This window comes from Flagellimonas aquimarina (assembly GCF_003149745.1).
Taxonomy (GTDB): Bacteria; Bacteroidota; Bacteroidia; order Flavobacteriales; family Flavobacteriaceae; genus Flagellimonas; species Flagellimonas aquimarina.
In genome coordinates this window covers 1294641-1309483 of the sequence record NZ_QGEG01000002.1, presented here as the reverse complement: position 1 = coordinate 1309483, position 14843 = coordinate 1294641, and the positions used below count along the sequence as shown (strand labels likewise).

Here is a 14843-nt window from a genome sequence, read left to right as displayed (position 1 = left end):
TTAAATTAAAGTTTTAATGATTTCTGGTTTCATTTCATGTCCGCCCTCAAAACTGATGATTTTGGCATTTTCTCTAAATAGGTCGGTTATTTTAGTTTTCTCCATGTTTAATCGCTCCCTATTCATGTATTCGTCTTTATTGCCGAATACTATTTTTACTTTGGATAAATTCCAATCCAAATAATCAAAATCTTCTCTTTTTAGTTCATTTGGTATTCCTCCGGCATAAAGAACAAGATTTTGGAATTTGATTTTTCTTTTGGCTGCCCAACGTGTGGCAATAGATACTCCTTGAGAAAACCCAAATAAGATAAGATTATGTTCTGGGAGTATTTGCTCAGCATCAAAAACGGCATCAAGGTAATTTATGATATTTCCAGTTTCTTCCAAAGTATTTTCCTTGGTTAACCAACTTGCTCCAACATATTTGTACTCATTTTTTAAATAGTATTTAGATGGAGCTTGGGGAGCAATGATGTAATTCTCATCAGGATCTAAATCTTGAAAATACTTTATGAAGAACTTACTTAAGTAACCAATCCCATGAAATACAAACCAAACATTTTTTGTTTTGGAGGTCAAAGTATTGTGGGTTACATAGGTGTTTTTTGTTGAGTATGATACGGTCTTTTCCATTAAATCTATTCCGTCAGGATTAACTTAAATACATTATTGAGATAGCTTTCCGTAATTTTACAAAAAATACAAGGATGAACGAACATAAAGAGAAAATTCTATCCGTTTGTAATGGTATTTGCAAGGGTACATTGATGGAAACCCTTGATATTACTTATGTGGATGTAGGTGAGAATTTTTTGATTGCAAGAATGCCGGTCACCCCCAAAGTTCATCAACCAGACGGCGTGCTGCATGGAGGTGCATCTGTAGCACTTGCAGAAAGTGTTGCCAGTGCTGCTTCTTATATTTTTTTGGATGGACAGGAGTTTTACGTAAGAGGCATAGAGATTGCGGCCAATCATGTAAAAGGAATACGAGAAGGTTTTGTTTATGCAAAAGCGACCATTCTTCACAAAGGGAGGACTACTCAACTTTGGGAGATAAAAATTACCAATGAAGAAGGTGAGTTGATTTCCAACTGTAAAATGACAACAATTGCCTTACCAAAAAAATAAAGATTTTCATAAACTTCTAGAAAAGGTTGATAGCTGTCTTGAAAACGATTATCCTTTTTCAATTTACCGAAAACCTTTGGAGAGCAAGGTGTTTGGTGTTTTTCAGTCTAATGACGAATTGAATATTACCACCGACTTTGAAGATAAAGGATTCGTTTTTGCCCCTTTCGATTTAAATGATAATGCCGTTTTAATACATGCAGATGAGGTGTTGGAGGTTTTTTTTGAAAAAGAAGGAACAACGGATGATATTAAAACATTTACCAATGATTCAGGCAAGTACAATCACTTAAAGTTAGTTGAAAAAGGGATAAACAAAATTGGTAGCGGAGCATTAACGAAGGTCGTCTTATCCCGAAAGATAGCGGTAAAACTTTCCAGAAGTCCAAAAGAAATTTTTATTAGCCTCTTAAGTAACTACCCAAATGCTTTCTGTTATTTGTTTTTCCATCCAAAGGTGGGTATTTGGTGTGGCGCAACCCCTGAGACTTTGGTTCGTATTGCTGGCGGAGAACTGGAGACAATGTCTTTGGCAGCCACACTTCCGATAAAAGAGAATTCCTCACCAAATTGGGGAAGCAAGGAAATCGAAGAACAAAAAATGGTTTCGGACTATATAAAGGAAAAACTTGTGCACAGTTTGGAAGAATTTAATATGGGCAAGGCCGAATCTATTGTAGCGGGCGACCTATGGCATCTAAAATCCGATATTAAAGGAAAATTATCTGCAACCGCACAGATAAAGGATATCATAACCTCTTTGCACCCAACACCTGCGGTTTGCGGAATTCCAACTTCAGCGGCTAAGGCTTTTATTGTGCAAAACGAAAGTTATAAACGTACGTATTACACTGGGTTCTTAGGGGAACTCAACCTTAATAAAGAAAGAGAGATGAATCTCTTTGTTAATTTAAGATGCATGGAAATCAGTGATCAAAATGCCTCTATTTTTGTTGGAGGAGGTATTACTTCGGCATCCAATCCAGAACGTGAATGGTCTGAGACACAGAACAAAAGTAAGACCATGTTGAACATCATCTAATTTCATGGTATGGAATTTTAGGCGAATATCTTTTTGAGATGTATTTTTGTTACCAATGATGTATTCAAATATTCCCTCGGCACAGACTCTTGTTCTTTACTTTAAATCTTGGGGAATCAAAAATATTGTTATTTCTCCTGGATCTAGAAATGCTCCATTAACATTGAGCTTCACCAAAAACTCTTTTTTTAATTGTTTTAGCATTGTGGATGAAAGGTGCGCCGGGTTCTTTGCTTTAGGAATGGCCCAGCAGTTGCAAGAGCCGGTAGCTTTGGTTTGCACATCTGGGAGTGCTCTTTTGAACTATTACCCTGCGGTAGTGGAGGCATTTTATAGTGATATTCCGTTGATTGCCATTTCTGCTGATAGGCCTGATTATAAAATTGATATTGGAGATGGACAGACCATTCGCCAAAAGAATGTTTTTGAGAATCATATTGGGTATTCGGCCAATTTGAAACAAGATGCCAGTCATGCCACCGAGACATATTTGTCTTTAAATGAAGTGGGTCCTAGAGAAACCCAAGAAGAAATTCAGAAATACAATGAAGTTGAGCTAGCATCCGCATTGGAAAAAGTAATTTTGGAAAAGACACCAGTGCATATCAACATACCTTTTGAGGAACCATTGTATGGACTTTCTGGGGAAGCTGGTATAAATATTCAAAACACCAAGGTCTCCGCCAGAAACAGTCAAGAAATCCAAAATTTGGAGGAATTGATATCCATTTGGAGTTCTAGTAAACGTAAAATGGTTTTGGTAGGGGTAAATCAGCCCAACTCAATTGATAATGAAGTTTTGGAAATGTTGGCAGATGATGACTCCGTTTTGGTATTTACTGAAACGACCTCCAATGTTCATCATCCAAATTTCTTTCCGAGTATCGATAGTATCATTGCACCTATAGAGAAGTCGGATAGACGAGAAGAGTTTTTTGAAGCGCTTAGACCTGATTTACTGGTCACATTTGGCGGATTGATCGTTTCAAAAAAAATAAAGGCCTTTTTAAGAAAGTATAAACCTAAAACGCATTGGCATGTTAATGAGAAAAGGGCATTCGACACCTTTTTTTGCCTTTCAAAACATATCAAAGTTTCCCCTACGTTTTTCTTTAAATCGATAATAACTTCAAAACAGATAGTCGAAAGTAATTACAACTCATATTGGAGTAGGGTAAGGGATGGCTATGAAAGTAAGAGGGAAACATATTTGTCAGAAATTATTTTTTCAGACTTTATGGCGTTCAGCCAGATACAGAAGCACATACCAAAAGGCTATCAAGTCCATTTGGCAAACAGTTCCACTATTAGGTACAGTCAATTGTTCCCCATGGATCAATCATTAAGAGTCTTTTGCAATAGAGGTGCTAGCGGTATTGATGGCAGTACTTCAACTGCAATTGGAGCTTCTATCCATGAAAACTCACCAACGGTATTGATTACAGGTGACCTTAGTTTTTTTTACGATTGTAATGGTCTTTGGAACAATTACAAAAGATCAGATTTTAGGATAATACTCGTCAATAATTCTGGCGGAGGTATTTTTAGAATTTTGCCAGGGCAAGAAGATACGGATGAATTTTCTGCTTTTTTTGAAACCACCCATCAACAAACGGCATGTGATTTAGCTAAAATGCACGGGTTCAAATATGAAAAAGTTGAGGATGAAAAACAATTGGACACTGTTTTGAAAGACTTCTATGATGCTTCGGAAACACCCAAAATTTTAGAAGTGTTTACCCCACGGTTAGAGAACAACAAAATTTTGCTTAGTTACTTCGATTTTATATCTTAGAACCTAAGTAATATTTTAATCTTTAAGAACACTAACTACCATGAGTAAAAGAGATGATTTAATTGTTAAGTATGCCGCGGACATTAAAGACAAGTTTGGTGAAACGCCAAATATGGATTTGTTGACCAAAGTTGCTATAGGGCTAGGACCGGCTATCTACAATTTGGATGCTTCAAAAGTTTCTGGATCAGATGATAAGGAATTACAAACTGTAAAAAACAACTTCTTGATAAAGAAATTGGGGCTCGCAGATAGTTCTGATTTAATGGATGCTATCAATAGCGTTATTGATAAGTATGGAAGATCGGACAAGAACAAGCATCGTGCGGTTATTTATTATATGTTGGCCAAGCATTTTGGAAAAGAATCTATTTATAATTAGCATAAAACTGTTATGTAAAGAAAGCTGCTGCAAAGCGGCTTTTTTTATACCCATATTTCAATCTACCTTTGTCCTATGATAGAATTGGGAAATTACAACACTCTAAAAGTGTTAAGGAGCACAAGCATTGGTTTGTTTTTAGGAGATGATGAGGGAACAGAAGTACTCCTACCTAACAAATATGTTCCAGATGATTTTGAAATTGATGGTGATTTAGAGGTTTTTTGTTACCTAGACAATGGCGAACGCCCTATAGCTACAACACTTAAGCCTTTTGTGAAAAGAAATGGATTTGCTTTTCTTAAAGTTGTTGAAGTAGGTGCTTATGGTGCTTTTATGGATTGGGGTTTAGAGAAGCATTTGCTTGTTCCTTTTAGGGAGCAAGGAATTGATATGGAAGAAGGGAAAAAATATGTTGTCCATTGTTATTTAGATGAAGAAACCTTTAGGCTAACAGGTTCTAGTAGATTAAACAAGTTTTTGTCCAATGAAGGTTTTGATTTAGAAGTGAACAGTGAAGTTGAAATAATGGTGAGCAGAAAAACACCTTTGGGTTATGAAGTTATCATAGAGGACAAATACAAGGGGCTAATATTTGAAAGCGATATTTTTAAACCAATGGCCATTGGGGATAGACTTAAAGGGTACATAAAAACGGTAAGGCCAGACAACAAAGTGGATGTTTCTTTGCAACAGACGGGTTCTAAAATGCTGGAACCAACTGCAAAATTCATTTTTGAAAAGTTAAAGGAAAGCAATGGTTTTTTGCCTTTACATGATAAATCTGAACCTGACAAAATCAAAAATACATTGCACATTAGTAAAAAATCGTTTAAAAAAGCAATAGGCACATTGTACAAGGAAAGAAAAATCACCATTGCAGATGATGGTATTTATCTTGTATAACTACTTATTAATAAATGCATTACGAAATTGTTGATTCAAAATAAATTAAATTGGTACTGTTAAGTTTTTTTCTTGGATCAAAAATTTTACTTTTGTATAAATAGATATTAACTCGTTGACAATTATGCTTTTAGCATTAAGTCAGAAATCATAACCCTCCTAGTATGCCTTTTATTGAAGAAAGTGATTTGTTGGACCTGCATAAGGATTTAGATAAGGCCCAGATTATTAACGAAAGACTTTTGGATCAAATAAAGTATAAAAACAAAGACTTGCGAAAAGTAAGACTGCATCGTAATATACTGCTCGGCTTTACTGCGCTTTTTGTTGTTGGCACACTTGCCATTACATCTTTTACTGCTGGACTTAGCAGTAAAAATTCATTTGAAAATCAAAACAATCTGCTTGTTTCCATTGATAGCTTGGATGCAATAAAAACAAGAATAGGTAACCTTAAAGTACAGAATGAGGAGCTTAGTTTGGTTAAGGAATTTTACTTGGCAAAGGCATTCTTAGATAAGGAAAAGGTTTACTCGGTTCAGGTAAAATCATTTGTGGAAAATAATGTCACCCTTGCTTCTGAAGCCCTTACAAATACTCTTTTTGTCAAAACCAATCCTTTCTACGCATATTCTTTAGGAAACTTTGAAACATTGGATGAAGCTCAATCATTTAGAAAACAACTCGTTAACATGGGTTTTAAAGATGCTTTTGTTGCTTCTTACCAAGATGGGAAAAGAGTTAAAATAGAAGACCCTTATTAGTTTTGGCTAAAGCTAAGGCTTGGTTGCAAGCTGCCAGGTTAAGAACACTTCCATTATCTCTGTCAGGAATTATTGTTGGAACCGCATTGGCAAGAAAGCAAGATTTTTTTGAGCTTTCCATTTTTGTATTGGCATTGTTGACTACGGTAGGTTTTCAAGTCACTTCAAATTTTGCAAACGATTACGGGGATGGTGTTAAGGGAACTGATGATGAAGATAGAATTGGCCCTGCCAGAGCCCTACAAAGTGGATTACTAACACAATCTGAACTTAAAAAAGGCATAATTACCGCCTCGGCAATTAGTATGCTCATAGCAATGGGGTTGATTTATTTTGCGTTCGGAAAAGGAAACCTTCTATATATCGCTTTCTTTTTTGTGCTGGGAATCTTGTCCATTTGGGCCGCTATCAGATACACAATGGGTTCTGCACCGTATGGTTACAAAGGTTTAGGAGATGTATTTGTATTCCTGTTTTTCGGATTGGTTGGTGTATTGGGGAGTATGTTTCTTTATACAAAATCGTTGACCTGGACTTCTGTACTGCCTGCAATAACTATTGGTTTGTTGTGCGTAGGTGTGTTAAACTTGAATAACCTTAGGGACATTTCTTCAGATAAAAAACACGGTAAAAATACCTTGGTCGTTAAAATGGGCTTTGAAAATGGTAAGCACTACCATTTTTTTCTAATCACGTTGGCATTTCTATGTCTTTTGAGTTACACGTGGATTGAAAATATAGACGTTCTCCATTCATTTTATATGCTGGCTTTTTTACCAATTTTAATTCATGTCCGAAGAGTGGCGATTACAAAAGAACCAGGAAAGCTTGATGGCGAACTCAAAAAATTAGCGTTGAGCACTTTTTTGCTCTCCTTGCTATTCTTCATGGCAGTTAATAATTTTTTGTAATTTTGATTGACAACTCACTAAACATTACGAAACTTGGAACACCCCATTAAAATACTAATTGTAGAGGACAATGTAATTATTGCAGATGATATGCAATCCATGCTTGAAGAAATCGGGTATGAGATTGTTGACAATGTAATAGTTTACGAGCAAGCGGTTGAGGTATTAAAAAATAACCATGTAGACTTGGTGCTTATTGATATTATCTTGGCTTCTGATAAAACAGGTATAGATCTAGGGAAACACATTAGGGACGCATATAACATTCCGTTCATTTTTGTGACTTCCAATTCAGATAGGGCTACCGTTGAGAATGCCAAGACGGTTAAACCAGATGGATACTTGGTTAAACCTTTTGAGCAACAAGATTTATACACGTCCATTGAAATAGCACTTTCTAATTTTAATTATGCTAGAAAAGAGAATAGCAAGGAAATAGCTGGGAACGAAGGCGATACTTTTACTTCCAATTCTGTTTTAAAGGATTCAATCTTTGTTAAGAAACAGCACTTGTATTATAGAATACAGTTTGGTGATATACAGTTCATCAAAGCGGACAATGTATATTTAGAAGTAAATACTGTAGATAAAAAGTTTTTGGTTCGCTCTCCATTGAAGGACTATTTGGAGAAATTGCCTAAGAATAAATTTTATAGAGCACATAAGTCCTACATAGTTAATGTAGATCATATTGATGCGATCAATTCAAAAGATATTGTAATTAACAATAACTTGATACCAATATCAAAGGATTTTAAAGAGTTCATAATTTCTTCAATGAATAGTTAATTCTTATCCATTTGACAATGATTTTAAAAGTGCCGTTTGGCACTTTTTTTTGTCCAATTATCTCGTATACCTTGAATAACCACAACTTTTGACCAGTTCACAACAATATTTTTCTACTGTTTGTTTGTGCTCATACTTTAGTAGTGTAATTAATTCAGAAAAGTAATTTTTTCATTTTCATATAGTGTTCTCGTAAAAGGGTCTTGTCAAATTTGACAGGACCTTTTTTGGTTACACTAGGTTCGTAATCCATGAAATGCACAAAACATCGACAAAAGGCTTTTTTACATATGCCCAAGGCCTTTTCACAACAGAAATGGACACTTTCACAACAATACCCAATAACTCCTTTAGATTGGATTTAATTTTGTGTCTAAACTAGCGTTCTTTATATACAGCAACAATTAGAAATGTTGCTTACAATAACCATGGTTTTGTGTATTGATCATTCAGCATAATGACAGGTTTTCTTATGAGAAGATCGATACAAATAACAGTAAGCATAAAAAATTAATTATAGACTTTCTAAATCTTTCTGCAATTACGCGAAGTATATTAATGGGACGTTACTTAAAAAGGATTTTCTCGGCTTTGTTTTTTGTTTTTCTGTTGAATGTGTCCGCACAATCTATAGGGAATGAAGAGGAAAGCGCTTTAAAAGAGTTCCAGGACACCAATGGTCCTTCAAACCGGTTCGATGTTTTTTTCAACTCCATAGATCGATACAATGTTAACTCCGCATATGATTGGTTGGACACTATTAAAATATATCTTTCAAACTCCCAAAAGACCAATGATACCATTGCCACACGTCTTTATAAGGTAATGCAGACACAGGTCTACAATGATTTGGGGGAATATGATAAAAGTATTGCTTTGGCAAAAGAGCTTTACGCTGCTAAGGACTCTTTGGACTCCAGTTCCAAAAAAATTGTTTTAGATGTATTGGATGATAATTATTCCAACCTTAAACTATATGATAAACAGATAGAAATCAGAAAGGAAAAAAGGGAGCTTGGCTTAACAGAAAATGTTGCTTTCTATGATATCTACAGTAATTTAGGGTTGTACAGAAAAGCCAGAAACCAATATATAATGGAGGTTAAACCCACCATTGCAGATAATGATTCTTATGGTCTGGCAAAATACCACAGCAAAGTTGGAAACTACCTAAGATTGGACAATTCTGCACCAACTGCGTTGAGTGAATTGAAAAAAGCCAAGGCATATTTAGATGTTTTTCTTAACGACATTTCTAAGCCAAAAACAGAAGAACAACTTTTTGAAAGCGATCTGTTAAAAGCAGAGATAGAAGGTAATATTGGAAAGTGCCATGTACTATTAAATGAGTATGAAGACGCAATACCATTATTGCAAAATAGTATTGAAGTTTTGACTACCTCTTCTAAAAATTTCCATAAAAGCGAAGTCATTGAGAACACCCTTAATCTAGCCGATGCGAATTTGCAGTTGGAAAGATTTTCTGCTGCTAAGAAAAGTTTGAACATTGACTTTGAAAATATAAACACGTTGCAAAATATTAAACGCAACAGTTTACTTGCAGCATATTATGATAAAGTTGAGAACTTTAAGAATGCAGCTACCTACTATAAACGTAATGAGAAAATAAAGGATTCCCTTACACAAACACAATCTTCTATCATAAAGCAACAGTTGGTCACTATTGTAGCCAATGAGGATTTAGAAAATTCACAGCGTTTAATAGATGAACAAAAGCAAATCAATGAACTCGCACGTAGCGAAATGAAAGCTAAGGATGAGCGAATCAATCTGGTTTTTATCTCACTGATCTTTACGTTACTCGGTTTTGCAGGCTTGGTCTATGCTTATTTAAAAAGTATAAAGAACCAACGATTGATTGCAGAACAAAAACATATCATAGAGAATGCACTTGTTGAAAAGGATTCACTATTAAAAGAGATTCATCACAGGGTAAAGAATAATCTTCAAATGGTTTCCAGCCTATTGAGCTTACAGACTAAAAATACAAGAAGCAAAGCTGCCATTGAAGCATTGGAAGAAGGTAAAAGCAGGGTAAAGGCCATGGCACTTATCCATCAGAAACTGTATCAAAATGACGATTTGTCCGTTATTGAAATGCAAGGCTATATCGAAAGTCTTATTAACAGTGTGCAGTCCGTTTATAAAAAAGGAGGACATAACATCAGTATCACCATTGATGCAGAAGGCACAGAACTGGATATTGATAGGGCCATTCCATTTGGCTTGATCTTAAATGAATTGGTTTCAAACTCTTTTAAGTACGCTTTTCCAGAGAATGACGAAAACGGAAAAATTTATATCCATCTCCGAAAAAATGGAGAACAAGGATACTTTGAATATACAGATAACGGGGTAGGACTTCCTGAAGATACGGAAGAACGAACCCATTCCTCTATGGGCATCCGATTAATGAATAGACTGGTAAATCAACTTCAATCCAAATTGAATATTGACAAAGCAAGCGAAGGAGTTCGTTTTTGGTTTAATTTCAATTGATTGTATTGCCCAGACTCAAGTGCTTCTTTTTCCGTTAAAACTTATATTCCTTTATAGCCCACCATCTTCTGTCCTTTAGATTCAAAATATGATTAAATTTGAAACCATTGGATGAAAGCTACCTATAAAAAGTACATTCTTAAATTTAAAGCCCCTAGCGGAACATCTCGTGGTGTAATGACTGAAAAAGAAACATGGTTTCTTATTTTTCAAGAAGATGGACGTTTTGGAATTGGCGAGTGTGGCATTTTAAGAGGGTTGAGTGTTGATGATGTCCCCAGTTATGAAACCCAGCTTTCATGGGTTTGCAATAACATTCATTTGGGCGAAGAAGAATTATTAAAGCAGCTCAAAGAATTTCCGTCTATCCAGTTTGGTTTGGAGCAAGCTTTTATATCCTTCAATTCAGACAATCCTTTTGAGCTGTTTCCATCCGGATTCACCAAAAATGAATCTCCAATCTCCATTAACGGTTTAATTTGGATGGGAGATGAATCCTTTATGCTTTCACAATTAGAACAAAAACTGCGGGATAGCTTTGGTTGTATTAAAATGAAGATCGGAGCCATAGAATTTGAAAAAGAACTGTCCATTTTAAAATCCATCCGAGAAATCTTTGCTCCAGAAGAGATTGAGCTTCGTGTTGATGCAAATGGAGCCTTTACCGAAGAGAATGCACTAGAGAAGCTAAAACAATTATCAGAATACCATATCCATTCCATTGAGCAGCCCATTAAACCTAACAATTGGCGGGCAATGTCAGAGCTTTGCCTGCAGACTCCTTTGCCAATTGCTTTGGATGAAGAATTAATTGGCATTTTTACTGTAACGGAAAAAGAAAAATTACTACAAACCATTCAACCACAATACATCATTTTAAAACCAAGTTTGTTAGGTGGTTATGCAAGGTGCAATGAATGGATAGATTTAGCCGAAAAATTTAATATTGGATGGTGGGTGACCAGTGCATTGGAAAGCAATGTTGGACTTAATGCCATTGCACAATGGACTTACTCATTAAAAACCAGCATGCCACAAGGTTTGGGTACGGGGAGCTTGTTCACCAACAATCTTGACAGTCCTTTAGAGGTTTCTAAAGGAAAACTATTTTATAGAAAAGACAAAAATTGGAAGACTAATTTAATAGAAGATTTATGTACGTAGAACAAGGTTACAAGGGCACTTTAGGACTTTGGAAATATTTTATATTTCCAGTAGGGTTTATTGGTCTTATGGTTTTGAATTATTTAATTATCCAATTTTTAGATATTGATGTAGAAGCTCTTATACGATCCGAAATAGAAAGAAAGGGAACAAATAGATTCTTGGTAGAATCAATTTTACCATTGATAGTAGGACTTTTGTTGCTACTCTTATGGGTTAAATATGTACATCAACAGTCCATTAGCTCATTGACAACATCTAGAAAGAAAGTAGACTGGAAGAGAATCTCTTTTGCTTTTGGAATATGGGGAGTTATTACCATTTTATTAACTGCAGCCGATATTTACTTTTCTCCAGATAACTATGTGCTTAATTTTAATTTGACCAAATTCATACCCTTGGCCATTATTGCCATTCTTTTGATTCCTTTGCAAACGAGTTTTGAAGAATACCTTTTTAGAGGGCATATGATGCAAGGCTTGGGTATTATGGCTAAGAACCGCTGGTTACCGCTTATAGTAACTTCTGTTCTCTTTGGGTTAATGCATATTGCAAACCCAGAAGTGGACAAATTGGGCTATGGCATTATGATTTATTACATAGGAACAGGTTTTTTTCTTGGCATACTAACCTTAATGGATGAAGGGCTAGAGTTGGCACTTGGTTTTCATGCTGCGAACAATTTAATAACGGCTCTTTTGGTTACAGCGGATTGGACCGCCTTCCAAACAGATTCCATTTACCTTGATATTTCTGAACCTGTTTTGGGCTGGGATGTTTTAATTCCTGTATTTGTGCTCTATCCAATTCTGTTGCTCATCTTCTCAAGAAAATATGGGTGGAAAAATTGGAAAGACAAGCTGTTTGGCAAAGTACTCACCAAAGACGAATTTGTAGCTCTAAATAAAAATGAATCTAATTTGGCATAGAATCCACCCAAGTTTTAAGCTCAATGGCGTTCATTATTCGTACAATGAGCTTTTAGAAATTGGATATAGCCTGGTCAAAGAAGGAGCACCTTATCAGAAGTCCATAGGAGAGTTTATGTTGGATTGGTCTGCCGATAAACCTACTTTGGAAGTGTACACCTCTGGTTCAACGGGGAAACCTAAAAAAATCGTTCTAAAAAAGGAACACATGGTCAATTCGGCCATGGCTACAGGTAAATATTTTAGTATTGGCCAGGGCGATACTGCACTGCTATGCCTTCCATGCACTGGAATAGCAGGGAAAATGATGCTGGTAAGAGCTATGGTTTTAGGAATGGAAATAGACTGCGAAGAACCGTCATCAACTCCACTGGCAAAGATTCAAACTAATTACGATTTTGCTGCCATGGTACCCCTTCAGGTTGAAAACTCTCTGGACCAACTCTCACAAATTGCTACTTTGATAATTGGAGGAGCCGCAATCGCCAAGAGCTTAAAAGAAAAATTGGAATTGGTTTCTAACATGGTATTTGAGACGTATGGAATGACGGAAACCATTACCCACATAGCTGTAAAAAGACTTAATGAGCATGTTTCTGACAGTTTTGAGCTGCTGCCCAACATTAACGTGTCAACCGATGATAGAGACTGTTTGGTGATTTCAGCACCTCATATTTCTGATGATAAAGTTGTTACCAATGACATTGTTGAATTAATGGGGGACAGACAGTTTAGATGGATTGGCAGGTATGATTCAATTATTAATTCGGGAGGAATTAAATTGGTGCCCGAACAGATAGAATTAAAACTATCATCAATAATACATTCTCGTTTTTTTGTCGCTGGGATGCCAGATAAAAAGCTGGGGCAAAAGCTTGTTTTATTTGTTGAAGAGGGAAGAGCATCAAAAACCGAGTTATTTGAAAAAATGAAAACACTGAAGGAATTAACCAAATATGAGATTCCAAAGGAAATCCATTCTTTAACGTCATTTATTGAAACCGAAAGCGGTAAGATAGATCGTAAAAAAACTTTACTCCAACTAGGTGAAGTTTTGTAAATTCAAGCGATAAACTAATTCCTATGAAAAAAATTACCCTTTCCCTATTTATTGCATTTTCCGTTCTTTCCTATTCCCAACAAATTCTTCCAGAATCTGAGCGTGCTAGAGTGGTGGACGAAATTTTGGAAGAGCGTTTCAATACCCTGCTTCCTAAATTAATGGATGATACAGGGATTGACATGTGGGTTGTAATCTCAAGAGAATACAATGAGGATCCGGTGATAAGGACAATGCTTCCCGCAACATGGCTAAATGCAAGACGGAGAACCATTCTTTTGTTTTATATGGATAACTCAAAGGGGACCATTGATAAATTGGCGGTTGCAAGATATAATGTTGGTAAGAGTATTGTGTCTGCTTGGGACAAAGAAAAAGAACCCAATCAATGGAAAAGGTTAATGCAGCTAATTGAAGAGCGGAACCCGAAAAAGATTGGTCTTAACTTTTCCAAAGATCATAACATTGCGGACGGATTGGACAAAACGGATTATGATGAATTTATGGCCAACCTTCCTAAAAAATATCAATCCAAAGTGGTTTCTGCTGAGCAGTTAGCGGTAAGGTGGATTGAAACCAGGACACAGAGAGAAATGGTCATCTATGACCAATTGGTAGATATTACCCATGATATTATTTCGGAAGCTTTTTCTGAAAAAATAATAACGGCAGGAGTTACCACAACAACAGAGGTAGAGTGGTGGATGCGACAGAAAGTTACTGATCTGGGATTGGAGACTTGGTTCCACCCAACGGTAGATGTGCAACGGACAAGCGAGGAACTTGTAGGACATTTGTATTCCTTTTCTGGTAGACCAGATGATTTAATCATTCAACCAGGAGATCTGTTGCATTGCGATTTTGGAATTACCTATCTAAGATTGAACACCGATTGCCAGGAATTGGCCTATGTTTTAAAACCAAATGAAAAAGAAGCCCCTGCATTTTTGGTGGGTGCCTTAAAAGATGGAAACCGAGTGCAAGATTTTTTGACTAAGAACATGATAAAGGGCAGGACCGGGAATGAAATTTTAGCCTCAGCACTTCAAGAAGCTAAAGATGCTGGTTTAAGACCTGCGATCTATACCCACCCTTTAGGAACCTATGGTCACTCAGCTGGCACAACAATAGGCATGTGGGATTCTCAAGGCGGGGTTATGAAAGATGATGGAGAGAACTATCCCTTAAATCCAAATACCGTATATGCCATTGAGCTCAATGCAACGGTCAATATTCCAGAATGGAAAAGAGATATCCGCATAATGTTGGAAGAAGCCGGATTTTATGGTGAAGATGGTTTTAGATATGTAAACGGTAGGCAGACGGAACTGTTGTTAATTCCTAGAATTAAGGAATTTTTAGGAAACTAAAATTGCCCTTACGTTTTTCTTTTAGTACTTTAAGGAAGTAATTGTCACTGTATCAGTTAATTGATAAGGCATCTAAAC

The 14843-nt window shown here is 36.1% G+C and carries 14 protein-coding genes; 13 read left to right on the top strand and 1 reads right to left on the bottom strand.

Annotated features, from left to right (window positions below; all coding sequences use genetic code 11):
• Entirely contained in the window at positions 1–636 is a 636-nt protein-coding gene (locus DKG77_RS12765; RefSeq protein ID WP_313789957.1) for an alpha/beta hydrolase, read from the bottom strand.
• A 74-nt stretch (positions 637–710) separates the two neighbouring features.
• Here DKG77_RS12765 and DKG77_RS12760 point away from each other — a divergent pair, with 74 nt between their 5' ends.
• From DKG77_RS12760 to DKG77_RS12700, 13 genes are all read left to right on the top strand, one after another.
• Positions 711–1133 (top strand): PaaI family thioesterase, encoded by a 423-nt coding sequence (locus DKG77_RS12760; protein ID WP_109663500.1) that lies wholly within the window; start codon positions 711–713, stop codon positions 1131–1133.
• Positions 1114–2175 (top strand): chorismate-binding protein, encoded by a 1062-nt coding sequence (locus DKG77_RS12755; RefSeq protein WP_109663498.1) that lies wholly within the window; start codon positions 1114–1116, stop codon positions 2173–2175. The genes DKG77_RS12760 and DKG77_RS12755 overlap by 20 nt, the downstream gene beginning before the upstream one ends.
• A 55-nt stretch (positions 2176–2230) precedes the next feature.
• Positions 2231–3970 carry a 2-succinyl-5-enolpyruvyl-6-hydroxy-3-cyclohexene-1-carboxylic-acid synthase gene (gene menD, locus DKG77_RS12750; RefSeq protein WP_109663496.1) on the top strand — a complete coding sequence of 580 codons (1740 nt, stop codon included), beginning with the start codon at positions 2231–2233 and terminating at the stop codon, positions 3968–3970.
• A gap of 40 nt (positions 3971–4010) precedes the next feature.
• Positions 4011–4352 carry a DUF2853 family protein gene (locus DKG77_RS12745; RefSeq protein ID WP_109663495.1) on the top strand — a complete coding sequence of 114 codons (342 nt, stop codon included), beginning with the start codon at positions 4011–4013 and terminating at the stop codon, positions 4350–4352.
• A 75-nt stretch (positions 4353–4427) separates the two neighbouring features.
• Positions 4428–5258, top strand: a complete 831-nt coding sequence (locus DKG77_RS12740; RefSeq protein ID WP_109663493.1) for a CvfB family protein — start codon at positions 4428–4430, stop codon at positions 5256–5258.
• A 164-nt stretch (positions 5259–5422) separates the two neighbouring features.
• Positions 5423–6022: an SPOR domain-containing protein gene (locus DKG77_RS12735; protein ID WP_109663492.1), complete on the top strand. Its 600-nt coding sequence runs from the start codon at positions 5423–5425 to the stop codon at positions 6020–6022.
• A gap of 2 nt (positions 6023–6024) precedes the next feature.
• The gene (gene menA / locus DKG77_RS12730) at positions 6025–6933 is read left to right on the top strand and encodes a 1,4-dihydroxy-2-naphthoate octaprenyltransferase (protein WP_109663490.1); all 909 of its coding nucleotides are present in this window, start codon (positions 6025–6027) and stop codon (positions 6931–6933) included.
• Positions 6934–6966: 33 nt separating this feature from the next.
• Positions 6967–7722, top strand: a complete 756-nt coding sequence (locus DKG77_RS12725; protein ID WP_109663488.1) for a LytR/AlgR family response regulator transcription factor — start codon at positions 6967–6969, stop codon at positions 7720–7722.
• Between the two features lie 558 nt (positions 7723–8280).
• Positions 8281–10242 (top strand): histidine kinase dimerization/phosphoacceptor domain -containing protein, encoded by a 1962-nt coding sequence (locus DKG77_RS12720; protein WP_109663805.1) that lies wholly within the window; start codon positions 8281–8283, stop codon positions 10240–10242.
• Positions 10243–10353: 111 nt separating this feature from the next.
• A complete protein-coding gene (locus tag DKG77_RS12715) occupies positions 10354–11406 on the top strand; it encodes an o-succinylbenzoate synthase (protein WP_109663487.1) in 1053 nt (350 codons plus the stop codon).
• Entirely contained in the window at positions 11397–12335 is a 939-nt protein-coding gene (locus DKG77_RS12710; RefSeq protein WP_109663485.1) for a CPBP family intramembrane glutamic endopeptidase, read from the top strand. The genes DKG77_RS12715 and DKG77_RS12710 overlap by 10 nt, the downstream gene beginning before the upstream one ends.
• Entirely contained in the window at positions 12316–13395 is a 1080-nt protein-coding gene (locus DKG77_RS12705; RefSeq protein ID WP_109663483.1) for an AMP-binding protein, read from the top strand. The genes DKG77_RS12710 and DKG77_RS12705 overlap by 20 nt, the downstream gene beginning before the upstream one ends.
• Positions 13396–13418: 23 nt before the next feature.
• On the top strand, positions 13419–14765 hold the full coding sequence (locus DKG77_RS12700) for a M24 family metallopeptidase (RefSeq protein WP_109663482.1): 1347 nt from the start codon (positions 13419–13421) through the stop codon (positions 14763–14765).
• Positions 14766–14843: the final 78 nt, after the last annotated feature.